The 25,430-nt window shown below is 75.1% G+C and carries 22 protein-coding genes; 14 read left to right on the forward strand and 8 right to left on the reverse strand.

Going from position 1 to position 25,430, the window contains the following annotated elements:
- Window positions 1-20: 20 nt before the first annotated feature.
- Both OG550_RS00905 and OG550_RS00910 read right to left on the reverse strand, forming a co-directional pair.
- Entirely contained in the window at window positions 21-1,361 is a 1,341-nt protein-coding gene (locus OG550_RS00905; protein WP_327673423.1) for a YhgE/Pip domain-containing protein, read from the reverse strand.
- Between the two features lie 293 nt (window positions 1,362-1,654).
- On the reverse strand, window positions 1,655-3,325 hold the full coding sequence (locus OG550_RS00910) for a carbohydrate binding domain-containing protein (protein ID WP_442905910.1): 1,671 nt from the start codon (window positions 3,323-3,325) through the stop codon (window positions 1,655-1,657).
- Window positions 3,326-3,697: 372 nt separating this feature from the next.
- Here OG550_RS00910 and OG550_RS00915 point away from each other — a divergent pair, with 372 nt between their 5' ends.
- The 6 genes from OG550_RS00915 (at window position 3,698) to OG550_RS00940 (ending at window position 10,643) form a co-directional block, all read left to right on the forward strand.
- Complete coding sequence (locus tag OG550_RS00915) at window positions 3,698-5,077, forward strand: serine hydrolase domain-containing protein (RefSeq protein WP_327673425.1); 1,380 nt, start codon at window positions 3,698-3,700, stop codon at window positions 5,075-5,077.
- A 449-nt stretch (window positions 5,078-5,526) separates the two neighbouring features.
- Window positions 5,527-6,420: a GNAT family N-acetyltransferase gene (locus OG550_RS00920; protein WP_327673427.1), complete on the forward strand. Its 894-nt coding sequence runs from the start codon at window positions 5,527-5,529 to the stop codon at window positions 6,418-6,420.
- The gene (locus tag OG550_RS00925) at window positions 6,417-7,241 is read left to right on the forward strand and encodes a lysophospholipid acyltransferase family protein (RefSeq protein WP_327673429.1); all 825 of its coding nucleotides are present in this window, start codon (window positions 6,417-6,419) and stop codon (window positions 7,239-7,241) included. The genes OG550_RS00920 and OG550_RS00925 overlap by 4 nt, the downstream gene beginning before the upstream one ends.
- Window positions 7,242-7,509: 268 nt before the next feature.
- Window positions 7,510-8,712 carry a hypothetical protein gene (locus OG550_RS00930; protein ID WP_327673430.1) on the forward strand — a complete coding sequence of 401 codons (1,203 nt, stop codon included), beginning with the start codon at window positions 7,510-7,512 and terminating at the stop codon, window positions 8,710-8,712.
- Window positions 8,709-9,842, forward strand: a complete 1,134-nt coding sequence (locus OG550_RS00935; protein WP_327673432.1) for a substrate-binding domain-containing protein — start codon at window positions 8,709-8,711, stop codon at window positions 9,840-9,842. Before OG550_RS00930 ends, OG550_RS00935 begins: the two co-directional genes overlap by 4 nt.
- A 15-nt stretch (window positions 9,843-9,857) precedes the next feature.
- Window positions 9,858-10,643 carry a hypothetical protein gene (locus tag OG550_RS00940; RefSeq protein ID WP_327673434.1) on the forward strand — a complete coding sequence of 262 codons (786 nt, stop codon included), beginning with the start codon at window positions 9,858-9,860 and terminating at the stop codon, window positions 10,641-10,643.
- A 103-nt stretch (window positions 10,644-10,746) separates the two neighbouring features.
- Here OG550_RS00940 and OG550_RS00945 read toward each other — a convergent pair whose 3' ends face one another.
- Window positions 10,747-12,327 (reverse strand): MFS transporter, encoded by a 1,581-nt coding sequence (locus tag OG550_RS00945; RefSeq protein WP_327673436.1) that lies wholly within the window; start codon window positions 12,325-12,327, stop codon window positions 10,747-10,749.
- Window positions 12,328-12,498: 171 nt separating this feature from the next.
- Between OG550_RS00945 and OG550_RS00950 the strand changes: the two genes are divergently transcribed.
- The 3 genes from OG550_RS00950 to OG550_RS00960 all read left to right on the forward strand — a co-directional run bounded on the left by OG550_RS00950 (window position 12,499) and on the right by OG550_RS00960 (window position 16,116).
- A complete protein-coding gene (locus OG550_RS00950) occupies window positions 12,499-13,176 on the forward strand; it encodes a TetR/AcrR family transcriptional regulator (RefSeq protein WP_327673438.1) in 678 nt (225 codons plus the stop codon).
- A 166-nt stretch (window positions 13,177-13,342) separates the two neighbouring features.
- Window positions 13,343-14,320 (forward strand): prolyl aminopeptidase, encoded by a 978-nt coding sequence (gene pip, locus OG550_RS00955; protein ID WP_327673440.1) that lies wholly within the window; start codon window positions 13,343-13,345, stop codon window positions 14,318-14,320.
- Window positions 14,321-14,514: 194 nt separating this feature from the next.
- On the forward strand, window positions 14,515-16,116 hold the full coding sequence (locus OG550_RS00960) for an alpha/beta fold hydrolase (protein ID WP_327673442.1): 1,602 nt from the start codon (window positions 14,515-14,517) through the stop codon (window positions 16,114-16,116).
- Between the two features lie 132 nt (window positions 16,117-16,248).
- Here the strand turns inward: OG550_RS00960 and OG550_RS00965 are convergent, their stop codons facing one another.
- On the reverse strand, window positions 16,249-16,878 hold the full coding sequence (locus tag OG550_RS00965; protein WP_327673444.1) for a MarR family winged helix-turn-helix transcriptional regulator: 630 nt from the start codon (window positions 16,876-16,878) through the stop codon (window positions 16,249-16,251).
- A gap of 85 nt (window positions 16,879-16,963) precedes the next feature.
- Here OG550_RS00965 and OG550_RS00970 point away from each other — a divergent pair, with 85 nt between their 5' ends.
- Window positions 16,964-18,307: an MFS transporter gene (locus tag OG550_RS00970; RefSeq protein WP_327673446.1), complete on the forward strand. Its 1,344-nt coding sequence runs from the start codon at window positions 16,964-16,966 to the stop codon at window positions 18,305-18,307.
- 122 nt (window positions 18,308-18,429) lie between these two features.
- Window positions 18,430-19,431, forward strand: coding sequence for a YdcF family protein (locus OG550_RS00975; RefSeq protein ID WP_327673448.1), 1,002 nt, complete (start codon window positions 18,430-18,432; stop codon window positions 19,429-19,431).
- A 136-nt stretch (window positions 19,432-19,567) separates the two neighbouring features.
- On the opposite strand, the gene OG550_RS00980 is transcribed toward OG550_RS00975, so the two are convergent.
- Window positions 19,568-20,110 carry a PaaI family thioesterase gene (locus OG550_RS00980; RefSeq protein WP_327673450.1) on the reverse strand — a complete coding sequence of 181 codons (543 nt, stop codon included), beginning with the start codon at window positions 20,108-20,110 and terminating at the stop codon, window positions 19,568-19,570.
- Window positions 20,111-20,275: 165 nt separating this feature from the next.
- Here OG550_RS00980 and OG550_RS00985 point away from each other — a divergent pair, with 165 nt between their 5' ends.
- On the forward strand, window positions 20,276-20,956 hold the full coding sequence (locus OG550_RS00985; RefSeq protein ID WP_327673452.1) for a DUF6445 family protein: 681 nt from the start codon (window positions 20,276-20,278) through the stop codon (window positions 20,954-20,956).
- Window positions 20,957-21,079: 123 nt separating this feature from the next.
- Window positions 21,080-22,069: an N-acetylmuramic acid 6-phosphate etherase gene (gene murQ / locus OG550_RS00990; protein WP_327673454.1), complete on the forward strand. Its 990-nt coding sequence runs from the start codon at window positions 21,080-21,082 to the stop codon at window positions 22,067-22,069.
- Between the two features lie 119 nt (window positions 22,070-22,188).
- On the opposite strand, the gene OG550_RS00995 is transcribed toward murQ, so the two are convergent.
- Window positions 22,189-22,701, reverse strand: coding sequence for an isochorismatase family protein (locus tag OG550_RS00995; protein WP_327673456.1), 513 nt, complete (start codon window positions 22,699-22,701; stop codon window positions 22,189-22,191).
- A 6-nt stretch (window positions 22,702-22,707) separates the two neighbouring features.
- Complete coding sequence (locus tag OG550_RS01000) at window positions 22,708-23,358, reverse strand: TetR/AcrR family transcriptional regulator C-terminal domain-containing protein (RefSeq protein WP_327673457.1); 651 nt, start codon at window positions 23,356-23,358, stop codon at window positions 22,708-22,710.
- 265 nt (window positions 23,359-23,623) lie between these two features.
- Between OG550_RS01000 and OG550_RS01005 the strand changes: the two genes are divergently transcribed.
- On the forward strand, window positions 23,624-24,946 hold the full coding sequence (locus OG550_RS01005; RefSeq protein WP_327673459.1) for an MFS transporter: 1,323 nt from the start codon (window positions 23,624-23,626) through the stop codon (window positions 24,944-24,946).
- Window positions 24,947-25,137: 191 nt separating this feature from the next.
- Here the strand turns inward: OG550_RS01005 and OG550_RS01010 are convergent, their stop codons facing one another.
- Window positions 25,138-25,374 (reverse strand): hypothetical protein, encoded by a 237-nt coding sequence (locus tag OG550_RS01010; protein WP_327673461.1) that lies wholly within the window; start codon window positions 25,372-25,374, stop codon window positions 25,138-25,140.
- Window positions 25,375-25,430: the final 56 nt, after the last annotated feature.

The raw sequence follows: 25,430 nt of genomic DNA on the forward strand, positions 1-25,430 counted from the left end.
GGGCTCAGGCGAGCCCGGGCTCAGGCGAGCTCGGGCACGGTGCGGTGCAGGCCCTTGCGGTCGTAGTAGCGGGTCATCGCGAAGCCGAAGAGCAGCGCCGCGACCGTGCCGATCCCGATCCAGACCCACGCCCTGGTCAGGCCGGCGTCCGCCTGCGCGTCGAAGAACAGGATGGCGCGCACCCCGTCGGTGAGCTGGCGCATCGGCTCGAACAGGGCGAGGAACCGGTAGAACGACGGCAGCGCGTCGAGCGGGATGGTGGCTCCGGAGGACGGCAGGCCCAGCACGATGAACACGAACATGCTGATGAGCAGGCCGATCCCGCCGAAGGCCGCGTTGATGGCCTGCACCCCGAGCCCGACGGCCGCGGTCGCGCAGACCGAGAACACCCAGAGCAGCGGCAGGTGGGAGGCGTCCATGTCGAGGACCACCACGCTCGCGAACATGATCAGCGAGGAGGTCAGCAGCGACAGTCCCACCGACATCGCGGACTTGACCGCCAGCGTGCCGGTGCGGCTGATCGGGACGACCGGGTGGCGGGCGCGCCAGGGGCCGATCTCGTTGTCGGCGTAGCCGAGGGCGACGTCGACGCCGTTGCCGATGATGTTGGCGCCCATGAAGCCCGCCAGGACGAGCAGCAGCGTGTAGTAGAACGCGGTGAGGCCGAGCCCGCTGCGGCTGCCGATCGGGTGGCCGACGGCGGTCGTGACGGTGACCGGGTCGGCGATCAGCAGCCGGGCCGCGTTGTCCAGGCCCCGGGCCTGCGGCAGCGCGCCGAGCATGCCGCCGAGCCGCAGTGACGCCTGGTGGGCGGCCTGCTGGCCGATCTGCGCCGCGAGCGAGGAGCCGAGGCTCCCGACGCCCGGGTTGGTGTACTGGACGATGGTGGGGCGCGCGGGTTCGGCGCCGCCGCTGCCGCCGAGCGCCGCGACGGACGCGGTGAAGTCGGGCGGCACCTGGAGGACGCCGTAGAGCTTGCCGGAGGCCAGCTGGTCCTTGGCCGCGGCCTCGTCGAGCCGGCGCCAGGAGACCGCGTCCCCCTGGTCGGGGGCGGTGGCGATGCCGGTGACGATCTGTTCGCCGAGGTTCTGCGGCTGTCCGGCGACGGTGGCGCCGCGGTCGGTGTCGACCAGCCCGATCGGGATGTGGTGGAGGTCGGCGCGCGGGTCGAGGATGCCGCCGAGGTAGAGCAGTGACATCAGCAGGCTGAGCAGGCCGACCAGGACGGCGGGGATCACCCAGAGCCGGGGGTTGCGCAGCACCTGCCGGGCGCGGACGCCCGTCGTGGGGGCCGGTGCGCGTCCCGTCGCCGGATCCGGTGTCGGCGGCTCGGGGAGGTTCGGCTCGGGGGCGTCGGACATGGGTCTCCGTACGGGGTCGGCGGCCCGGCCGACACTAGGAGCGGGGCTGTGCGGACGCACGCCGCCACGCCGCCGGGGTCACCCGCCCGCCGGGCCTCCGCACGCACGGGCCGGAGCCGCCCACGGGCGCGGGCCGGGCGGCGGGCCGGGCGCGGGCCGGGCCTCCGCACGCACGGGCCGGAGCCGCCGGTGCGTGCGGGCCGGGCGGCGGACCGGCGACCCCGGACCGAGGGCGGACGCGGGCCGGCCCGGCCCCGTGGTGCGGGGGCCGGGCCGGTTCCGTCGGGGTGGCGTCAGCCGGTGAAGCCGGCCGTGATGGAGGTGAACTGCCAGTCGTTCTGGGCGATGCCGGAGCAGGTCTCCTGCAGGCCGCCGCCGGGGCAGCCGCGGTCCCGGTTGACGGACCAGAAGGCGAGCCGGGCGATGTGGTGGCCGTTGGCCCAGTCGCGGATCGCGGTCCAGTTCTGGACGGTGGTGACCTCGTTGTTGTCGCTGAGGCCGTTCATGCCGGAGAGGCCGAGGTGCGCGTAGGCGGTGGCGTCGTCCCAGCCGAAGGTGGACTTCAGCTTGGCCTTGAGGCCCTCGGCGGCGCTGACGGTGGCGGCGTACATGTCGGTCGAGGCGTTGCCGAAGTCGAACGGCATGATCGTGAAGACGTCGATGTCGGCGTTGAGCGCCTTGGCCTGCTCGATCAGCCGGTTGCCCCAGGAGGTCGGTCCGGTGGTGGCGGTGCCGAAGGTCAGGATGGTGCGCAGACCGGGGTTGTTCTGCTTGACGATCTTGAGCGCGCCGAGGATGCGGTCCTGCACGGCGGCGTTCTCGAACTCGTCGGTGTTCTCGATGTCGACGTCGATCGCCTTGAGCTTGTAGGCGTCGATCACCTTCTGGTAGGCGGCGGCGAGGTCGGCGGTGGTGGCGCAGTTGGGGCCGAGCTTGTTGCCGCTCCAGCCGCCGATCGACGGGACGACGTCGCCCCCGGCGGCGCGGACCGCGTTGATGGTCGACTGGTCGACGCCGTTCAGCAGCGGGCGCTGGCTGTCCCAGGTGGGGTTGCAGCCGTTCTGGGCCAGGATGAACGCCATCGTGAACCACTTGATGCCGGTGGCGTTCATGACCGTGGTGGCGGCCGGCGGGTTGCCCCAGCCGTTGTAGAGGTAGGGCGCGGCCTGCTTGAAGCCGGTCGGGGTGCCGCCGCCGGGGTCGGTGGTGACGGCGAGGGCCGCGGAGGCCCCCGAGGTGTTGCCCGCCGCGTCGCGCGCCCTGACGGTGAAGGTGTAGGCGGTGGCGGCGGTGAGGCCGGTGACGGTGGCGGAGGTCCCGGTGGCGGTCGCGACCTTGGCGGCGCCCTGGTACACGTCGTAGCCGGTGACACCGGTGTTGTCGGTGGCGGCGTCCCAGGCGAGGACGACGCTGGTGGCGGACTTGCCGGTGCTGCGCAGGTTGCCGGGGACGGTCGGGGCCTGGGTGTCGGTGGGGGTGCCGCCGCCGGGCCCGTCGAGGCTGAGGTCGTCGGCGTAGTAGGTGCCCTGGCCGTACCAGCCGTTGACGTAGACCTCGGCGCTGGTCTGGGCGGCGCCGGTGGTGAAGGAGACGCTCAGCCGGGTGTAGTCGGCGGCCGAGGTCCAGGCGGAGCCGCCGCCGGTGACGCCGAGGTAGACGTAGCTGCCGCGGACCCAGCCGGAGAGCGTGTACGTGGTGCTGGGCTGGACCGCGACGGTCTGGACGCACTTGGCGTTGTCGCCCGCGGTGGCGGCGCCGGCGAGCGCCTTGGCACCGCCGTGGACGGGGGTGGCGACGACCGAGCCGAGACCGCCGGAACAGTTCCAGCCGGACAGCGTGCCGGTCTCGAAGCCCGGGTTGGTGAGCTGGTTCGCCGCGTGGGCGGCGGTGGGTGCGGTGAACGCGGCGGCGGCCGCGAGCAGGACGGCCGCGCCGGCGGCGGGGAGTCGGGTGCGCTTGTGCACCGGTGACCTCCAGTGGGGGTGTGGGGGTGGAGGTGCGGGGAGGAGCCCAAAATGGACTGGACCAATTCACCGTGTCAAGGACCGTCCGCCGAACGGACGGTGAAAGTGCGTCGGACGCCGCGCCGCCCCGGGCCCGGATCGCCCCGTCCGACGGGCCGGTCCGGCGCCCGGCCCGGACCGGCTCCGACCGGCCCCGATCGGCCCCGACCAGCCCTGATCCGCCCCTGCCGGGGGCCCGTTCGAGCCCGGCCGGCGACATTCCAGGACGTCCGGGAAAAACCGGTGGAAGACGGTAGGGCTCCGAACTAGCGTGGGGGCGTCGTGCCATCAGTCGCACGCCGACCGCATCACCGATACCGATCAGAGGATCAGATGACCGACCTGTCCGACGAACTGCTTCCCGCCACCCGTCGTGCGCTGCTGCACCGGATCGCGGTCGCCCAGGCCGAGGGCCGCACCCCCTCCATGGTCGCCGCCGTGGTCCGCGACGGGCGGCTGGTGTGGAGCGGCTCCCGCAGCATGGTCGACGGCCACGCCCCCACCGCCGACGTGCAGTACCGGATCGGTTCGATCACCAAGACCTTCGTCGCCGTCCTGGTCCTGCGGCTGCGCGACGAGGGCCTGCTGGACCTCGCCGACCCGGTCGAGCGCCACCTGCCCGGCACACCCGCCGACGGCGCCACCGTCGCCCAACTGCTCTCCCACTCGGCCGGCCTGGCCTCCGAGACCCCGGAGCCCTGGTGGGAGCGGACGGACGGCGCGCTCCGCCCCCGCCTCGCCGACATCCTGGAGCAGGAGCGGCCGCGACGGCACCCGGTCGGCCGCCGCCACCACTACTCCAACCCCACCTACGCGCTCCTCGGCGCCCTCGTCGAGAAGCTGCGCGGCGAGCCCTGGGGCGAGGTGCTGCGCCGCGAGGTCCTCGAACCCCTCGGCATGGACCGCACCACCCTCCTGCCCGAGCACCCGCACGCCGGGGGCTTCGCCGTCCACCCCTGGGCGGACGTCATGCTGCCCGAGCCGCTCACCGACACCGGCCTGATGGCGCCGGCCGGCCAGCTCTGGTCCACCGTGGCCGACCTCGCCCGCTGGGCCGCCTTCCTCTCCGGCGGGCACGAGAAGGTCCTCTCCGCCGACACGCTCGCCGAGATGCGCGAGCCCGCCGTCGGCCCCGAGCCCGGCGAGTGGGCCGAGAGCTACGGCTTCGGACTCCAGCTGATCCAGCACGAGGGCCGCTCCCTGTACGGGCACTCCGGCTCGATGCCCGGCTTCACCGCCGGGCTGTGGATCAGCGAGACCGACGGCCTGGCGGGGATCGCCTTCTCCAACGCCACCAACGGCCCCCGCACACCGCTGGTCGCCGCCGAGCTGATCGCCCTCACCGCGCAGCACGAACCGCGGATCCCCGAGCCCTGGCGCCCGCTGCCCGAGGCCGACGAGGAGCTCCTCGCCCTCACCGGGCCCTGGTACTGGGGCGCCGCGCCGCACACCGTACGGCTCGGGGCGGACCGCGCGCTGGTGCTCTCGACGCTCGGCCGCCCCGGCCGTGGCTCCCGCTTCCGGGCCGAGGCGGACGGCACCTGGACCGGGCTCGACGGCTACTACACGGGCGAGACCCTGCGCGTGGTCCGCACCGCCGACGGCTCGGTCAGCCACCTGGACGTCGGCACCTTCGTGTTCACCCGCGAGCCCTACGGACCGGCCGAGGCCATCCCCGGCGGCCTCGACCCCCAGGGGTGGCAGGCCTACTGAGGCCCGGCGGCGCTCCGGCTCCGGCCCTCCCGCTCCGGCCCTCCCGCTGGGACTCCCGCTCCGGCCCGCCGGCCGGGCCTCCCCCTCCCCGCGCCACCACCGCCGCCTCCCCCGCCGTCCCGGGGGAGGCGGCGGTCCGCTGTCCGCACCCGCCACCCCGGGCCCGCCCCGCCCCCGCCCCCGCCGCCCGGTGGCCGCCCCGCCCCCGTTTTCCACCCCGCGGAGCGGAGCAACGGGCGGCGTCCTGGTGCCCGGCAGGTGTCCCGCACGCGACGGGTGACCTCATTCAGCAGGTGCACATCTGCGCTCCCCCGAACCGCAACGTGGACGCCAGCCGACTTGGAGAGACATACGGGTGCCGGTCCGCACGCCCGCCGCCGACGCGGGCCGGGCCGGTGCCACGGTCCCCCGTGGCTGCCGTCGTCCCGTGCTGCCCTGGAGGGTCCGCCATGACCACCGTCCCCACGTACGCTCCGCCCGCAGTCACCCCCGGCCACCCCACCGCGGTGCCCGCCCCGCGCCCGGCCGCGCCGTCGCCCGCCGTCTACACCGTCGCACTCGCCCGGGACGAGGACGACGTCCGCGCCGCCCAGCGGCTGCGCCACCGCGTCTTCGCCGCCGAACTCGGCGCCACCCTGCACAGCCCGGTCGCGGGGCTGGACGTCGACCCGTTCGACGAGTTCTGCGACCACCTGCTGGTCCGCGAGGGCGAGGACGGCACCGTGGTCGGCACCTACCGGCTGCTCCGCCCCGAAGCCGCCCGCCGGGCCGGCCGGCTCTACTCGGACGGTGAGTTCGACCTCCGCAACCTGACGCCGCTGCGCGACGGGCTGGTCGAGCTCGGCCGCTCCTGCATCGCCCCCGAGCACCGGGGCAACGGCGCCGTCATCAACCTGATGTGGGGCGGCATCGCCCGCTACCTCGCCGACACCGGCAACACCTGGGTCGGCGGCTGCTGCTCGATCCCCCTGGAGGACGGCGGCGCGACCGCGGCGCGGGTCTGGGACACCGTCAGCGCCAAGCACCTCGCCCCGGAGGAGTACCGGGTCGCGCCGCACCGGCTCTGGGACTCGACCGGCGTGCCGCGGGCCGAGCGGGCGCCGATCCCGGCCCTGCTCCGCGGTTACCTGCGGCTGGGCGCCTGGGTCTGCGGCGAGCCCGCCCACGACCCGGACTTCGACACCGCCGACCTGTACGTGCTGCTCTCGCTGGAGCGGACCGACCCCCGCTACCTGCGGCACTTCCTCTCCGGCGTGGGCGGGGTGACCGGGGCCCCCGCGGGCGCCGTCCCGGCGGGGTCCGCCGCACCCGGCACCGCCGAACCCGCGGGACCGGTCTCATGAGCGTCTGGCTGCCCACCGCGTCCTGCACTCCCGAGACCTGCCTGACCGACCCGGCACCGACGGTCGCGCTCCCCCTGCGGGTGCTGCGGCTGGCCGCCTGCCTGCTGGTCCTGGCCACCGGCCTGACCCTCACCCGGCCGGTGAGCGTGCTGCCCGGGCGGGTGCGCGACCGGCTGGCCCGGTTCTGGGCCCGCACGCTGCTCGGATCGCTCGGCGTGACGGTGCGGGTCGTCCCCGCCCCCGGCGACCGGCAGGTCCCGCGGCACTCCGGCGTGCTCCTGGTCGCCAACCACGTCTCCTGGCTGGACATCCCGCTCATCGCGGCCGTCCGGCCCGGCCGTTCGCTGGCCAAGACCGAGGTGCGCCACTGGCCGGTGCTCGGCCGGATGGTCACCTGGGGCGGCACGGTCTTCCTGGACCGCGACCGGCTGCGCGCCCTGCCCGGCACGGTCGCCGAGGTGGCCGCCGTGCTGCGGGACGGCCACCCGATGGTCGTCTTCCCCGAGGGCTCCACCTGGTGCGGGCGGGAGAGCGGCCGGTTCCGCCCGGCCTTCTTCGAGGCCGCCGTCCGGGCGGGCGCCCCCGTCCAGCCGATGACGATCCGCTACCGGCTGACCGACGGGCGGGCGACCAGCGCACCCGCCTTCGTCGGGGAGGACGGACTGGTCACCTCCCTCGCCCGGGTGGTCGCGGTCCGGGGACTGGTGGCGGAACTGACCTTCCGTCCGCCGATCCCGGCCCCCGCCCCGCACGCCGCCCGGTGGGGTGCGCGCCGGGAACTGGCCCGCGCCGCCCAGGCGGCGGTGGAGGGCGTCCGCTGAGGCCGGCGCGGCGGCCGGACGGCGCACCCGACCGGCCGCCCCTCCGGCCGTCCCCCTGACCCGCTTCGACCCGGCCCGTCTCCGCTCGGCCCGGCCCGTGACCCGACCGGAACAGGCTCCCCGCCCCCACCCGACCGACCCGCCCACCGGTTCCCCGGCGACTGCCGGGCAACCGGCAGACGAACACTTCCCTTCGGCCACAGCCCTCGTTCCAGCGCCTGACAGCATGTCAGACATGCTTCCAGGCAGACATGTTGAAGAGCCGGCCATGCGGATCGAGGGCCCCCGTCCGTTCTTCCTGCGCCGCCCGGGGTTCGTCCGGACGGCCGGGGTGGCACTCGCGGTGTTCCTGATCTCCTCGGTGCCACTGGCGTTCAACGGGAACCTCCTGCTGCCGATCGAGCCCGTGGTCACCCTGAGGGGCCGGATGGGCTCCAAGGCGGACTTCTTCGAGGACGCGGAGGTCAAACGGATCCTCATGGGCCACCGCATCCGGGTCGACGTGTCCGACGCGGGCTCGCGGCTGGTGGCGGAGGGCGACCTCTCGCAGTTCGACTTCGTCTTCCCCTCCGGACAGCCGGCCGCCACCGAGATCTTCCGGCGGCGCACCCGCGACAAGGCGTACCTCAAGAGCTACCGGCCGTTCTCCAGCCCGTTGATCCTGGCCACCTACCGCGAGTACGCGGAGACCCTGGTGTCCGCCATGGTGGCCAAACCCCAGCCGAACCGCGACAGCCCCGAGCGGCTGTACTACACCATCAACCTGGCGGCCTTCCTCCGGGACGTCCGCGCCGGGAAGACCTGGAACGACCTCGGCATCCGCGAGCACGGCGCCACCAACGGCAACGTCGTGACGGCCCAGACCTCGAACGTCTGCGAGTCGAACTCGGCCGGCACCTACCTGGCCCAGGTCGCCTTCACCGAGAACGGGAACTCCGTCCCGCAGACCAGCGACGACACCGCCGCGCTCGCGGAGCGGATCAAACCCCTGCTGGAAGTCCAGGGCATGCCCGGCTCCGACGTGTTCGACCCCTACACCTACCAGGACGGCCGGGAGATCGCCCCCGTCGTGGTGGCGTACGAGCACCAGTACCTCGCCTACCAGGCCAGGTACCGCAAGGCCAACGGCACGGCCGACAGCCGGCGGGTGCTGCTCTACCCCGAGAACCAGTCCCTCACCCAGTCCGAGTTCATCGCGCTCGACCCCCGCGCCGACAAGCTCGGCGAACTGATCCTCAACGACGGCGAACTGCGGACCCGCGCCACCGAGCTCGGCTTCCACATCCCACCCCGCCCGACGGACAAGGACCCGCTCGGGGACTTCCTGCGCAAACGCGGAATACCCGTCCCCGACTCCGGCACCGACGACACCCGCACCTCGATGCCGACCCTCGACCGGCTGGAGCAGATGATCGTGCGCGTCGGCGACTGCAAGGCGGTCCAGCCTCCGGCCGCGGCGGCCGCGCCGTGACCGCCCGACCGGCCCGCCCGCACCGTCCGCCCGGCCGCGCCGCCCGGGCACTGACCCGTGCCCTGCTGGCGCTGGCCCTGCTCACCCCCGCCGCCCTCACGACGTCCTGCGCCCCGGCCTCCGGCGGGTCCACCACCCTGACCGTCCTGGCCAGCTCGGAACTCGTCGACATGGAACCGCTGCTGACGGACCTGAAGCGCGAGACCGGCATCACCATGGCCCTGGAGTTCCGGGGCACCGTCGACGCCAGTACCGAGATCGGCGCCCGACCCGGCCGGTACGACCTCGCCTGGCTCGCCTCCGACCGCTGGCTCCGCCTCGACCGCAAGGACTCCGGCACCGGCACCCCGCTGCCGCCCGCCACCCGCACCATGCTGTCCCCGCTCGCCATCGGCCTGAAGCCGGCCGCCGCCGAACGGCTGCGGCACACCGGAGCGGACACGGCGGCCTCCTGGGCGGACATCGCCGCCGACGCCGCCGCGGGCTCGCTCCGCTACGCCCTCGCCGACCCCGGCGCGACCAACAGCGGCCTGGCGGCACTCGTCGCCGTGGCGTCCGCCGTCACCGGCACCGGCCGGGTGCTGCGCCCCGAGGACGTCGAGACCGACCTCCTGCGCGGCTTCCTGGTCGGACGGACGGTCACCGCGCCGACCACCAGCCGGCTGATCGACGCCTACGTCCAACAGCAGGACCGCACCGACGCCCTGATCGCGTACGAGTCGGACCTGCTCGTCCTCAACGCCGGAGACCGGCTCCGCGAACCGCTGGAGATCGTCTACCCGCGGGACGGCATGGTGCTCTCCGACTACCCGCTCCTGCTGCTCGACCCGGCCAAGCGCGCCTCCTACGACCGGGTGGTCGACTGGCTGCTGAAGCCGTCGACCCAGGAGAGGATCATGCGGCAGACGCTCCGGCGCCCGGTGGACCCGACCCTCCGCCGCGACCCGCGCCTCGCGCACTCGATCGGCAACGCCCTGTACTTCCCGGACCAGCCCCAGGTGGTGCGGCGGCTGCTGGACCACTACACGGCGGACACCGCGGGCTCCCCGGCCTCCGCCCCGCGCCCCACCCCGGACCAGCCAGCGCACCCCGTCCCGAACCCCGTCCCGAACCCCTCGTCGAACCCGTGAAGGAGAGCAGCGACCGTGTTCACGAAGCTCTGGTGGAGTGAGTGGTGGCACTGGCTGGTGCTCTGGTCGGTCGCCGCGGGCAGCCTGCTCTTCCTCGCCGGCCACGTCGGCCGGGAGGCGCTCCGCAGCAGACGGCTCACCGGCCCCGCCGTCACCGACGGCATCTGCCTCTACCTCGACGAACGGGGCATCACCGACCAGTACCAGACGGGCCGGCACTCCGCGGCGCTCACCCAGGAGGTCGAGCGGCGGACCAGCAAGACCACGGGCGCCGCGGTCCAGGTACCGGGCAGCGGGGTCGAGGCCCACGGGGCGACCGCCGAGGAGCTCGTCACCCGGTACGTCGAGACCCATCAGCCGATCGAGGTGATCGGCGTCCTGGTCAAGGTGCTGGAGAAGGACAACGGGATCGTCCACGCCAACCTGAAGACCGGCACCGTCCGGAACAACGCCGCGCTCGCCCGGCTGCTCGGCGGCACCGGCCAGTACGACCCGCACACGGCGGTCGTCCTGCTGAGCGACGCCGAGGACTACGTGCTCCTCAAGGGCAGGTTCCGGACGGCCCACCGGACCTCGACCGCGCCCGGCGGCACCACCGTGTTCCTCGCCTCCTACGGCCCCGCGACCGCCGCCACCACCGCCGCCGCACCGGCCGCCCACGTCAGGGTCGTCTGCGACAACGCCGGGCTGCGCACCCACGATCCCAGCACCGAGTTCTCCGGGAGCTGCCTCGGCAAGGTGAAGAGCTGGAACGGCGAGGACGGCGTGCTGGAGGTCCGCGCCGTCGCGATCTTCCACTGAGCGCCCACCGGGGCGGCCCGCCGGGCCCGCCCACCCGGACCGCTCCGCCGGGGGGCCGGACACACCCGCACCCGGACCCCCCTCAGCTGCGCCCGTCCCCCACTCACCCGCGCGCGGCCCCGGCCCGGGCCTTCGGCGGTGCACCGGCCCCGACCGGCGGCGGCCCCGGCCGCGCGGCGGGGCGGAGCAGGACGGCCACCACGACCGCGGCGACCGCCAGCACCACCGAGCCGCAGCGCACCGCGAGCTGGATGCCGGCCGCGAAGGCGCCGTCCATCGCGGCCCGGACGGCGGCGGGCGGTTCGCCCCCCGGGACGGCGCCGCCGGCCCCGGTGGCCGCGCCCGCCAGCGCGTCGACCGTCCGGCCGACCGTCTCCGGCGGGACACCGAGCCGGCCGAGCGAGTCGGTGAGGGCGGCGGTCAGCCGGTGGGTCAGCACCGCGCCGAGGACCGCGATGCCGAGCACGCCGCCGAGCTCGCGCAGGGTGTTCACGGTCGCCGAGGCGGTGCCGATGCGGTCCGGCGGGACCCGCCGGAGGACGGTGATCGACACCGGGGTGAAGGTCATCCCCATGCCCAGTCCGAGCACGAGCAGCGTCCACACGTACTCCGGGTACCGGGCGTGCTCGCCGTACAGCGAGAGGCCCGCCAGTCCGAACGCGCAGAGCGCCAGGCCGAGCACCAGCGGCAGCCGGGGCCCGTGCCGGCCGGCCAGCCGGGCCGCGAGGGGGCCGGCCACGACGATCATCGCGGTCATCGGCAGCCCCGCGACCCCCGCGGCGGTCGGCGACCAGTCCAGGACGCCCTGCATCAGCAGCGGGAGGAAGAACAGCGCGCCGAACATGCCGAAGCTCACCGTGAACCCGCCGAGCAGCGCACCGACGAGCACGCCGTCGCGGAACAGCCGCAGGTCCAGCATCGGCTCGGCGATCCGCAGTTCGAGCAGCAGGAAGGCGGCCAGCAGCAGGACCGCGGCCAGGGCCGAGCCCAGCACCCGCCCGTCGGTCCAGCCCCGGGCCGGACCCTCCACCAGGGCGTGCACACCGGCCCCCAGGCCGGCCGCGGAGAGGACGAGTCCTCCCAGGTCGATCCGGCGGGCGCGCGGCGGGACGGCGGGGAGCACGCGGCCCGCCAGCACCAGCGCGGCGACGCCGATCGGGACGTTGATCCAGAACACGCTCGCCCAGCCGAGGTTCTCGACCATGGGCCCGCCGACCACCGGGCCGACCGCGAGGCCGAGCGCGGAGACGCCGGACCAGCGGCCGATCGCCCGGGTCCGCTCCCGTTCGTCGGTGAAGACGTGCCGAATGATCGCCAGGCTCCCGGGGGTGAGCAGCGCGGCGCCGACCCCTTGGAGCATCCGGGCGGCGACCAGCTGCCCGACCGAGCCGGCGAGCCCCGCGGCGGCCGAGCCTGCGGTGAACAGCCCGAGGCCCACCCGGAAGACCGTGGTGCGGCCGTAGCGGTCACCGAGGGCGCCACCGGTGAGCAGCAGCGCGGCGAAGACGAGGCTGTAGCCCTCGGCCACCCATTGGAGGCCGGAGATCCCGGCGTCGAGCTCCTGCCCGATGCGGGGCAGGGCGTTGCCGACGATGACGTTGTCCAGCATGGACATGAACATGGTGATGCAGAGCGTCGCCAGCGCGAGCCCCGGTCGGGCGCCGCGCGCCCCGGTCTCCCCCATCAGCGGGTCCTCCTCCTTTCGGGCCCCTAACACCGTTAGGGGCGATCGACACGGGACAGCGTGCACCTAACAGTGTTAGATTGCAAGCGGGATTTCCGGACCGCACGGGGACCGGGCCCGGCCGCCGCACCGCACGGACCAGGCGGCCCGATCGACGGAGGCGAGGAGCCCATGCCGGCGGACGACGGCGCAGCACCGGCACTCACCCGGGACGCCCTGACCCGGGCCGCCCTGCGGGTACTGGAGCGGGACGGCCTCGCGGGCCTGTCGATGCGGAAGGTGGCCGCCGAGGTCGGCGTCAAGGCCGCCTCGCTGTACTGGCACGTCCGGAACAAGGAGGAGCTGCTGGACCTCCTGAACGACGCCCTGATGGCCGAGGTCGAGGCGCCGCCGCGCGAGGGCGACTGGCGCACCCAGCTCCGCGCGTACTGCGAGCGCTACCGCGACCACCTGCTGGGCAAGCGGGACGCGGCCAAGGTCGTCGCCGGCCGGCTGGCCCCCGGCCCGAACCTCTTCCGCCTGATGGAGGAGCAGCTGGACCGCCTGCGCGAGGCGGGCTTCTCCGCCGCGGACGCCGCCATGGTGTCCTACCTGCTCGGCGCCTACGTCCAGGGCTTCGTGCTCCAGGAGCAGTCGCCCGTGGTGTCCGCCGATGCCACCGGCGCCGGCTGGCGGGAGATCACCGAGGCCACCGCCGAACGGTTCCGCTCGCTGCCGCCGGGAGAGTTCCCCAACCTGGTCGCGATGGCCGGCGACCTCACCGGGCCCGGTCTGGACGCCCGGTTCGCCTTCGGCCTCGACCGGATCCTCGACGGGCTGGCCGGGCTGCTGCCGCCCGGACCGCGCTGACGCCGCTCCCGCCCGCCGCTCCCGCCCCCACCCCCGTGGTAGTCCGGCGGACCGCGGCAGGCCGGGGAGCGGGCCGAACGACGCCGCGTCAGAAACCGTTCGACCGCGGCCCGTTCGGGGGGTAGCCTCGCGAGCACCCCGACCCACGCCCCGAGGAGGCCGCACCATGCCCGAGCTCCACCCGATCGGCGAGCCGTACGCGGAGGGACTGCTGGACGTGGGCGACGGCAACCGGATCCACTGGGAGGCCTCCGGCAACCCGGCGGGCAAGCCGGCCCTGGTGGTGCACGGCGGACCGGGCTCCGGGCTCAACACCGGCAACCGGAGGTACTTCGACCCCGAGCGCTACCACCTGGTCCTCTTCAGCCAGCGCGGCTGCGGCCGCAGCGAGCCGCACGCGGCCGACCCCGCCACCAGCCTGGAGCACAACACCACCGCGCACCTGATCGCCGACATGGAGCGGCTGCGCGAGCACCTGGGCATCGAGAAGTGGCTGCTGTACGGCGGCTCCTGGGGGTCCACGCTGATCCTCGCCTACGCCCAGGCCCACCCCGAACGGGTGTCGGAGATCGTGATCTGCGCCGTCACGATGACCCGGCCGGAGGAGGTCGACTGGCTCTACCGGGGCGTCGGCCGGCTGCTGCCCGGCCCGTGGGAGGCGTTCCGCGACGCCCTGCCGCCCGAGGACCGGGAGGGCGACCTGGTGTCCGCGTACAGCCGACTCCTGAACAGCCCGGACGCGGCGGTCCGGAGCAAGGCCGCGCACGACTGGGCGACCTGGGAGGACGCGGTGATCGCCCACGAGTCGCAGGGCTCCCCGAACGCCTACACCGGTCGGCCGACCGAGGCGCTGATGGCCTTCACCCGGATCACCGCCCACTACTTCTCCCGCGACGCCTTCCTGGAGGACGGCCAACTCCTCCGCGACGCGCACCGGTTGGCCGGGATCCCCGGCGTGCTCATCCACGGGAGGCTGGACCTGAGCTGCCCGCTGGAGACCCCGTGGTCACTCGCCAGGGCCTGGCCCGACGCCGAGCTGACGGTCGTCGACGACGCCGGGCACACCGGCTCCCCGGTGATGCGCCGGACCATCCTCGACGCGCTGGAGCGGTTCGCCGGGCCGGCCCGGGACAGCAGCGGGTGACGGCACCCCGACGCTCCGCACCCGCCCGGCCCGCCCGCGGCCCCGATCCGGCACGGATGGTGACGGGGCATCAACGGTCCGCGTCCGGGGGGTGACAGGTCGGCCCCGGACTCCGACACTGGAGGGGAGAAGCTCCCCCACCAACGGGTCGACCGGTACCGGTCGGTGCCGGCCGCGGAGAGGGCAGGCCGGCCATGAGCACGCCGTCCGCCAGACTCCCGATCATCTACGTCCGGGGCTACGCCGGAGGCACCCCCGGGATCGAGAAAGCCGTGACGGATCCGTTCTACGGATTCAACGAAGGCTCGACGCACATCCGCGTCGGGCGCCAGGACGCCCCCGTCTTCTACCAGTTCGAGAGTCCGTTACTGCGCCTGCACCTCGACGAGGGCTACCACATCCTCGTCGAGGGCAGCCAGGACAAGTACCTGGAGAACCACGACACGATTCCCCCCGACAGCATCTGGATCCACCGCTTCTACGACCGCTCCGCCGGCAACTGGGGTGCCGGGCCGGAGCGGTTCGACCTGGAGACGGCCGCCGCCGACCTCCTGGTCCTGATCGAGAAGCTGCAGGCCAGGACCGGCGCGCCCCGGGTCCACCTGGTCGCCCACTCGATGGGCGGGCTGATCTGCCGCTGCCTGCTGCAGAAGGTCATCCCGGAGCAGCGCCCGGGCCGGCGCGCCACCGACTACGTGGCGAAGCTGTTCACCTACGGAACGCCGCACGGCGGCATCACCTTCGCCGTCGGGTTCGGCGTCCCGGAGGCGCTGCGGGACATGATCGGCCCCAACGGTGCCGACGTCTTCGGCCCGGAGCGGATGTACCGGTACCTCACCCCGGTCGCCCGGCAGGCCCGGAGCGGGCCGCCGGTGGGCTGGCGGGCCGTCGACATGCCGGACGACGACGGCACCGGCTCCGCCGAGGACGCGGCGGGAGGCTTCCCGCTGAACCGGGTGTTCTGCCTCGTCGGCACCGACTCCGCCGACTACGAGGTGGCGCACGGCCTCTCCTCGGCGGCGGTCGGCCCGCGCAGCGACGGGCTGGTGCAGATCGAGAACGCGCAGGTCACCGGAGCCCACCGGGCCTTCGCCCACCGCAGCCACAGCGGGCGGTACGGGCTGGTCAACTCCGAGGAGGGGTACCAGAACCTGCGCCGCTTCCTGTTCGGCGACCTCCAGGTCCGCGCCGACCTGGTCGGCATGGCCCTGCCGCAGGACGACCCCGACGTCACCTGGCAGGGCGAGGTCGAACTCAAGGTGCGCGGGCTGCCGGTGCTGATGCACGAGCGGGTCGCGCCGCACTGGTGCCCGATCCAGCTCTCCGACCCCCCGCCGAACGGCCGGCGGGACCGGACCGCCCCCGACGGGCGCGACGCGGACCGCGGCGGCCCGGGCACGGACGGCGCCGTCCGGCTGGCGACCGCGTTCCTCTCCACCTCGCTGCCCCGGCCGGGGGCCGTGCCGCTGCGCTACGCGCTCGACCTGCGGGTGCTGTCGCTGCGCGAGCACAAGGGGTTCTTCGGCTTCGGCGACCACCTGGAGCGGACGGCGGACTTCGCGGACACCCTGATCGTCGACGTGGAGGCCACCGGGCCCCGCCCGGCCGCCTGGGCGCACTGGAACTCCGAGATCAGCGGCACGATCAAGGACCTCCGCCCGGCGGACGAGCCGCCGCTGCCGGACGAGGACCCCGCGGCGGCCTCCTGGGTCTCCCGGGTGCGGCTGCCGTCGACCACCGTTCCGTTCCTCGGTGAAGCGGCCAGGGTGCGGCTCACGGTCGGCCCCTGGCACTGACGCCCCGCCGCCGCCGCGCGCCGCAGGGCGCGGCGGCGGCCAGGCTCGGCGGGGGCCAGGCTCGGCGGTGGCCAGGCGCAGCGGTGGCCAGGCGCAGCGGGGGCCAGGCCCGGCCGGCGGATCGGGCGGGCCTCAGTGGGCCCGGTCCTCGCCGCCCCCCGGCCCCCCGTGGCGCTCCGGACCCCCCGGGCTCCCCGACCGCTCCGGCGAGGGCGCCTCGGCGGCCAGCAGGACGCGCCGCAGCAGGTCGGAGAGCTGGCGCCGTTCGTCCGGGGCGAGGACCCCGAGCAGGCGCCGCTCCTCCCGGCCGACCACGTCCAGCGCCTCGCGCCAGGCCGCCCGGCCGGTTTCGGTGAGCCGGACGTCGACCCGCCGCCGGTCCTCGGTGGACGGGGTACGGACGACGAAGCCGCGCCGTTCGAGCGCCTCCAGGCGCCCGGTCACCGAGGCCGGCGCCAGGTTGAGGTCGTTGCGGAGCTCGGAGGGGGCGGCGTGGCCGCCGCGCCCGGCCAGCTCGTGCAGGGTGTCGAACTCGTGCTTCTGCAGGCCGTAGTCGGCCACGCCCTGTTCGCGCACCCGGCCGAGGTGCCGGGAGAGCTTGGTCATGCGGGTGACGGCGCCCTCGATGTCCGGGTCGAGGTGGGGCAGGACCGGCCGCCAGCGCTCGACGTGGCCGTCGGTCCAGTCGCGGGGCTCGTCCGGACGCGGTTCGCCCGAGGGCTGCCGGTCCGCTGGTCGGTCGGGGCGGGGGGCGCGCGTCATGGCACGAGTCTAGGCGGCGGTGCGTCCACGCTCGGCCGTCAAGTATTTCGTTGCCGAAATTTCGGTACCGAAATATAGTCCTCCCGTGACCCACCCTCTGAGACTCCGTGACTTCCGCCTGCTCTTCCTCGGCCGGGCGGTCTCCACCCTCGGCGACGCCGTCGTCCCGGCCGCGCTCGCCATCGCGATCACCCGGGCGACCGGCTCCTCCTCCGCGCTCGCCCTCGTCCTGGGCTGCGCCATGGTGCCGCGGCTGCTCCTCCTCCCCCTCGGCGGCGTCGTCGGGGACCGCTTCAACCCGCGCCTCGTCGCGCTCACCACCGACCTGGTACGGGCCGCCGTGCAGATCCTCGTCGGGCTCGAACTGCTCGGCGGCCAGCCCCGGCTGGCGCACATCGCCGTCGCCGAGGCGGTCGGCGGCATCGCCTCCGCCTTCGCCATGCCGACCGCCTCACCACTCGTCGCGGGCACCGTCGAAGGACCGCTGAGGATGCGGGCCAACGCCCTGCTCGCCTCCACCACCAACGTCGCCCGGCTCGGTGGACCGGCCCTCGCCGGACTGCTGGTCTACACCGTGGGAGCCGGCTGGGCGTTCGTCCTGGACGGCGCCTCCTTCCTCGCCAGCGCCGCCCTGCTGACCCGGCTGGCGGTCCGCCACACCCCGGCCGGCCGGCGCCCGCTCCGCTCCGACCTGGCCGAGGGCTGGAACGAGCTGCGCTCGCGCGACTGGTACTGGACCAGCCTCATCGGCCACGGCGTCTGGAACGGCGCCAGCGCCGTCCTCCTCACCCTCGGCCCGCTGATCGCCACCCAGCGGCTCGGCGGCGACGGCGTCTGGATCGCCATGACCCAGGCCGCCGCCTGCGGCCTCCTCGCCGGTTCGCTGCTCGCCGGGCGGCTCCGGCCGAAACGCCCCGTCCTGGTCGCCAACCTGGGCCTGGCCCTGTACGCGCTGCCGCTGACCGCGCTCGCCGTGACCGCACCCGCACCGGTCACCGTCGCCGCCTACGCGCTGGCCATGACCGGGCTCGGCTTCCTCAACCCGGTCTGGCAGACCGTGGTGCAGCAGGAGTTCCCCACCCAGGTCCTGGCCCGGGTGACCTCGTACGACTGGCTGCTCTCACTCGCCGCCGCACCGCTCGGGTACACGCTGGCGCCGCTCGCCGCCGACGCCTGGGGGAGCACCGGCCCGCTGCTCGTCACCGCCGCGCTGGTCGCACTCGCCTGCGCGGGCACCGCGGCCCTCCCCGGCGTGCGCCGGGTCGGGCGCACCGGGCCCGCAGCCGGGGACTCCCCCGCACCCGCCGACCCCCCGGACTCCGCGAAGTCGCCGGAACCCGGAGGGGCCGCCGAGGGCACGGACTCCGCCGCGGAGCGGGACCGGCCGGCGCGGCCCGCAGCGGCCGGCCCCCGGTCCGCCCGGCACTGACCGGCCGGCGGCGCGCCGACGGGGCGGCATCAGCCCGTCGGGTCCGTCGGGCCCATCCGGTCCGTCGGGCCGATCCGGAGACTCCGGGTCGGCCCGCACGGCCGGGCCCCTACGATACGAACATGATCGCCTATGCCCCAGCGGCCTTCTTCTTCGCCCTCTGCGGGATCGGAGTCCTGCGCGACCGCCGCCAGTTCAGCAACGCCGTCCTGCTCGGCCTCGCCATGTCCTTCCTCGCACTGGCGCTGCTCGCCGAGCTGCGCAAGGCGCCGACGCTGGTGGCGGGACTCGTGGCGGTCGCGATCATCCTGATCCCCGCGACCGGCACCCTGGCCCTGATCGGCTTCCTGATATCCAACGGCCTCACCATGGTCCGCAAGGAGGGCTGGCGGCCGGCCAACCTGCTCTCGCTGCTCGCCGGGCTCGGCATCCTCTCGGTGATCGGCCTGCTCGTGGCCGCGCTGGCCACCCACTCGGTGCGGCTCGGCATCGTCGCGGGAACGGCCGTCCTGGTGGTCGGCTACATCTCGTTCCTGTTCGTCTGCTTCGTCGGCTACGCGTTCCTCTACGGGCGCCACCGCCCGCGCCGCGACGTCGACTTCGTGGTGGTGCTCGGCTCCGGGCTGATCGGCGGCGAGCGGGTGCCGCCGCTGCTCGCGAGCCGGCTCGACCGGGGCCGCGAGGTCTACGAGCAGCAGGCCGCCCGCGGCAACCCGCCGGTCCTGATCACCTCCGGCGGGCAGGGGCCGGACGAGAAGCTGCCGGAGTCCCACGCGATGGCCGACTACCTGGTCGAACGCGGCTTCCCCGCCGAGCACCTGGTCCGCGAGGACCGCTCGCGGACCACCGAGGAGAACCTGCTCCTCAGCAAGGTGATCATGGAGCAGGCCGGTCCCGACTACCGCTGCGTCATCGTCACCAACAACTTCCACGCCTTCCGCGCCGCCCTGACGGCCCGCAAGACCGGCGTCAACGGGCAGGTCTTCGGCTCCCGGACCGCCGCGTACTACTGGCCGAGCGCGACCATCCGCGAGTTCGCCGCGGTGTTCCTCGCCCACAAGCTGGTCAACTTCGGGATCTGCGGCTTCCTGGCGGTCTGCGGGCTGCTCGCCGCCGTGCTCTGATCCCCACCGGCCCGGCCCCCACCGGCCCGGCCCTCGCCGACCGGACCGCACGGACCGGACCGCACGGACCTGCGGACCGCACCCCACGGGCCCGGCCGTCGCCCCCGCCCCGGCGGCGACGGCCGGGCCCGCCGCGTCAGGCCGTCGGGCGCGGGGCCAGCACCGCGCAGGTGGTGGTGGCGTGCGCGTACAGCCTGCCGTCGGCCGCCCCCGTCACCCGGGCCTCCGCGGTCGCCATCGTCCGGCCGACGTGCAGGGCGACGCCCTCGCAGCGCAGCAGGCCCGAGTCGGCGAACAGCGGCCGCAGCATGTGCACGTTCAGCTGGGTCGTGGTGTAGCCGAGTCCCGCCGGGAGCCTGCTCATCACGGCGCAGCCGAGCGCCGAGTCGAGCAGGGTCGCCAGGTAGCCGCCGTGGACGGTGTTCATCGGGTTGAACAGGTGATCGCCGACCTCGCCCTCGAACACCGCCGTCCCGGGCCCGGCCCCGACCAGCCGGAAGCCGAGGGTGCTCCCGATGGGCGGCTGCGGGATCCGGCCCTCGACCATCTCGCGGAGGATCTCCTCCCCGGTGAGGTGCGGGAAGGCGGAGACCGGCGGGGCGGGCCGCCACCGGTGGGTTCGGGTGCGGAGCGCCTCGTCGGGAGCGGTCCCGGTGGAGTGGACGTCGAAGGTGGTCATGGAACCAACCTGCCCGCTCACCCGCCGCCGCTCAAGTGTGATCTCGCTCGCCCCTTCGGGGAACGCCCCGCGCCGCAGGCTCCGGCCCGGTGCGCCGGAGCCTTTGACGAAAGGTTGACCTGCTCACGGCAGAACGTTGGGGCCCTCGAATCCTATGGTCGGCGCATGCCCCCACTGCCCAACGGGAGGACCGCCCTACCGGTCCTCCCGTACCGCAAACCCACGCCCGGACGCGACTACTGGGTGATCGACGACGTCCTGCCCGACCCCGACGCCGTCCGGCGGCGCTGCCTCGACCGCGGCGACTGGACCGAGGGGTACCCGTACCGGCCGGAGACATGGCCCGGGCTGCGGACCATGCCCGGGCTCGAACCCGGCGAACTCGCCCGGGTCGAGGCGCTGGTCCGCAGGGCCACCGGCGCCGGACGGCTCTGGGTGCAGAGCACCCCGGGCGGCGGCACCCTCAACCACAACTGCGTCCAGGTCGTCGGTGCCGGCGAGTCCGAGCCGCGCCCCCACACCGACTCCCGGGCGCTCTGCCGCTACGCGGCCGTGCTCTACCTGAGCCCGGACGCGCCCAAGGACTCCGGCACCGGGTTCTACCGCCAGCAGTTCCCGGGCGGGCGGCTCGGCGGCAACCTCGTCACCGCACCGCACAACAACCTCGTCGAGGCCCTCGGCACCCGGCGCGTCCCGTCCGACGCATTCACCGAGGACGTCCGCGTGCCCAACCGCTACAACCGGCTGCTCCTCTACCACGCCAACCTCATCCACAGCGCCACCGGCTACTACGGCCTCACCCCGGAGGACCGGCGTATGACGGCGGTCTTCTTCTGGATGGCCTGACCGCGGACGGCGCCGCCCGCCCACCGACGCCCCCCTCCCCCGGACCCGCCCCCGCACCGCCCCCGCACCGGACGGCCCCGCCGCCGGGGTTGGCGGCGGCCGGACGCGGGGAGGGTCGGGCGTATGGAGAGCGAGCACCCGCCCGACCCGTCCCCGCCGTCCCACCCCTCCGGCCCGCCCCGCCCGGCCGACCCGCCGCCGTACCCGGGGACCGAGGCGGTACGGCCGGAGTGGGACGGGATCGACGGGCTCGCGACGATCGACCTGCTGCGGCTGATGAACGCCGAGGACCGGACGGTCGCCGCGGCCGTGGCCCGCGAACTGCCGCGGATCGCCGCCGTGGTGGACGCGGTCGCCGCCCGGATGGCCCGGGGCGGGCGGCTGGTCTACGCGGGCGCCGGTACGGCCGGGCGGCTCGGGGTCCTCGACGCGAGCGAGTGCCCGCCGACATTCGGCACCGCGCCGGGGCAGGTGGTCGGGCTGATCGCGGGCGGGCCGCCGGCCGTGCTGGGCGCCGTGGAGGGCGCGGAGGACCGCCCGGAGTGGGCCGTCGCCGACCTCGACGCGCTGGAGCCGGTCCCCGACGACACCGTGGTCGGCGTCTCGGCCTCGGGCCGGACTCCGTACACCGTGGCGGCCGTCCGGCACGCGCGCGCGGCCGGGGCGCTGACCGTGGGGCTCGCCTGCGCGGCGGGCTCGCCCCTGGTCGCCGCGGCCGAGCTGGGCATCGAGGTGCCGGTCGGGCCCGAGGTCCTGGCCGGCTCCAGCCGGCTCAAGGCGGGGACGGCGCAGAAGCTGGTGCTGAACCTGCTCTCCACCGCGGTGATGATCCGGCTCGGCCGGACGTACGGGAACCTGATGGTCGACGTCCGGGGCGGCAACGCCAAACTGCGTGACCGGGCCCTCCGGATCGTCACCGGGATCACCGGCGCGGACGGGCCGACCGCCCGGCGGGCGCTGGCCGCGACGGACGGCCGGGCCAAGGACGCCGTCCTGGTCGTCCTCGCCGGGGTGGACGCACCGACCGCCGCGAGGCTGCTCGCCGCCTCGGGCGGGCGGTTGCGCGAGGCGCTGGAACCGGTGCTCCGACCGGCCGGCCCGGACCGGGAGTAGGTCCTCTCCCCCGGACCCCGCCGGGCGGTACGGGCCGGGCGCCGGTGGGCGGGCGGCCGCGCGGCCGGTCCTGCGGCGAGACCGGGTCGGCCACGCGGCCAGGTCGGAATCGGGCCCGGTCAGCCGAGGCGGACCGCCGCCCGCGCGACCACCTCGCCGAAGCGGGGCAGGTTCAGGCCGACCGCCGCCCGGTGCTCCTCCTCGGTCAGCGCGGCGAGCGCCTCCTCGACGAACACCAGCTCGTAGCCGTGGTCCGAGGCGGCGCGCGCGGTGGACTCGACACCGAGGTTGGTGGCGATCCCCCCGAACACCAGGGTCTCCACCCCGCGCGCCCGGAGCAGTTCGTGCAGTCCGGTGCCGTGGAAACCGCCGACGGTGCGCTTGACCACGACCTCGTCGGCGGCCTCCGCCACCGCGGGCACGAGTTCACTCCCGGGCGGCTGCTCGGCCACTCCCGGCCGGTCGACCCGCACCGCGACCACCGTGGCCCCGGCCGCCCGGAACTCCTGCGCGAGGTCCAGCGAGGCGGCCACCACCTCGGCGCCCGTGCGCGGAGCCAGCGGCAGGGCGGCGATCCGGGGCATCAGATCGACCAGGACGAGGGCGGTGCGGGCGGGTTCGAGGGTTCGCATGACCGGTCACGCTAGCGGATCGGCGCCGCCCTGCGCCTCGCGGGCCACCTCCGCCCGGAAGCCCTCGATCAGGACGCGCAGCCCGTACTCGAAGTCGGCGTCGTGGTCGGTCATCCGCAGGGTGTCCGCGGCCTCCCGCAGCAGCGGAAGGTCCCGCAACGCCTCGTCGGGGAAGGGCGGTTGCTCGCGCTGCTCGGCGTCCTGCCGCCAGGCCTGCTCCTCGGTGACCCAGCCCATGAGGTAGCGGTCGATGGTCAGCAGCAGCCGCAGCGCGGTGCGCGGGCGCAGCCCCGCCCGGCAGAGCGCGTCCAACTGGGCTTCGACTGCGGGGAGTTCTCCGACCGTGGGCAGGGTTCCGGCGTGCACCCGGGCGCCGTCGCGGTAGGCGAGCAGGGCCGCGCGCTTGGCCCGGGCGTCGGCGGCGAGCCAGTCGGGCCAGTGCTCCGGCTCGGGCCGGCGGTCCGGGGGCAGCGCCTCGGCCAGCATGGCCTCCGCCATCAGGTCCAGCAGCTCCCGCTTGCTCTTGAAGTGCCAGTACAGGGCCGGGGACTGCACACCGAGCTCGCGGGCGAGCCGACGGGTGGTGAGCCCGTCGATGCCGACCTCGTCGAGCAGCCGCAGCGCGGTGCGCACCACGTCGTCCCGTTGCAGCGCCATGTCCCACCGACCTTTCCGCCGGCCGCTCCGCGCACCGACGGCTCCACGCGGACCGCGCCGCGGGACGACCGCCGGACGACCGCCCGCAGGCCGTCGCTCCGGACGCCGGCCGCTCCGTTTATTCGCTTGGCGCCCCACCTTATCGCTGCTAAATTCCCGCTCGGAATTTATCACCGATAAGGAAGCGGCTCGGCCCCGCTCCGAGCGGCCCGTCGCGCTCCCGAGCGGCCCGCCGCCCTCCCCCACCGAAGGGAACGATGGCCCCATGACCACCGGATCGGGCCGCCGCCCGCGGTCCCGTCTGCTGCCCGACACCGCACCGTGGCGGTCCTCCCGGGACTTCCGGCTGGTCTGGACGTCCGGCGCCGTCACCATGCTGGGCTCGGTCTTCACGCTCACCGCGATCCCGTTGCAGATCGCCGACGCCACCGGCTCACCGCTCGCGGTGGGCGCGGTCGGCGCGGTCGAGCTGGTGCCGACGGTCCTGCTCGGCCTCTACGGCGGGGTGCTCGCCGACCGCGCCGACCGGCGCACGGTGGTGCTGGCCACGGAGGTCGCGCTCGCCGCGCTCAGCGTCCTGCTGCTGCTCAACGCGGTCCGGGGCGGTCCGGCGCTCTGGCCGCTCTACGCCGCGGCCGGCTGCGCGGCCGCGCTCCAGGGGCTGCAGCAGCCGTCGCTGGAGGCGATGGTGCCCCGGCTCGTGCCGCACGACCAGCTGGTCGCCGCGGGTGCGCTGCTCTCCCTGCGGTGGAGCGTGGTCGGCCTGGCCGCGCCGGCCGCGGCGGGGGTGGTCATCGCCACCGCCGGGGTCGGTACCGCGTACCTGATCGACCTGGCCACCTTCCTGGTCTCGATCGCCCTGCTCACCCGGATCCGCCCCGTCCGCCCGGCCCGGGAGGCCCGGTCCCCACTGCCGGGCGACCTCGCCGAGGGCGCCCGCTACGTCGCACGCCGGCCCGACCTGGTCGGGACCTACCTGGTCGACCTCGCGGCGACCGCCTTCGCACTGCCGACCGCGCTCTTCCCGTTCCTCGCCGACGAGCTGGACGCGCGCTGGGCGCTCGGCCTGCTGTACTCCGCCTCGGCGGCCGGCACCCTCGTCGCGGCCGCCACCAGCGGCTGGACCGGGCGGGTGCACCGGCACGGCCGGCTCGTCCTGCTCTCCGGGGCACTGGTCGGGACGGCCACCGCGGCGGCCGCACTCACCTCCGGGATCTGGGCGGTACTGCTCTGCCTGGCGCTCGCGGGCGCCGCGCACTGGGTGGGCGACGCCTTCCGCACCGCGATCTGGAACCGCTCCATCCCGGACGAGCTGCGCGGCCGCGCCGCGGGGCTGGAACTGCTGGTCGGTTCGGCCGGACCGGCGCTGGGCGACCTCCGGGCCGGCGGCCTGGCCGCCCGGTACGGCATCCGGGCCGCGCTGCGCACGGGCGGCCTGGCCTGTCTCGCCACCAGCGGGGTGCTCGCCGCCGCACTGCCCGCCCTCTGGCGGTACGACGACCGGACCGACCCGCAGGTGGCGGCGGTCCGGGCGGCGCGGCGGACGGACGGACCCGCGGAGGGGCCGCCGACGGGTGCGGCGGCCTGACCGCGCGACGCCCGCCCGGTACGGGATCGGGTCCCATACCGGGCAGGCGGCGGGCCGCAGGGCCCCAGGGCCGCACGGCCGCACGGCCGCACGCCCGCAGGGGAATCCGGCGCAGTCCCCCGCCGGGCGCACGCGCCGAGCCCTCGGACACCGGAGGGCAGGCCCACGACGGGCGACGGCCCGCCCCGGTGTCAGGCCTCCTGGTTGTCGAGCCAGTGCACCAGCACGGCACGCTCGGTGTCGGTGCCGACCGGATGCGCCGGATCGAGCGCCCAGGCGCGGATCCGCCGGACGGTCTCCGGGTCCAGGTCCAGGTAGAGACGCCAGTGGGCCCGGGGGTGGCAGTCCGCTTCGCGGGGCTGGCCGCACTCGTGGCAGTGGGTGAAGAAGGCGTCGACCATACGGTGCACGATCGTCTCGGCGGACATGTACGGCGGTACTTCCTCACGTGCTCGGCTCGCGCCGCCGGACTCCACGGACCGGC

The sequence above is a fragment of the Kitasatospora sp. NBC_00458 genome (genome assembly GCF_036013975.1).
Taxonomy (GTDB): domain Bacteria; phylum Actinomycetota; class Actinomycetes; order Streptomycetales; family Streptomycetaceae; genus Kitasatospora.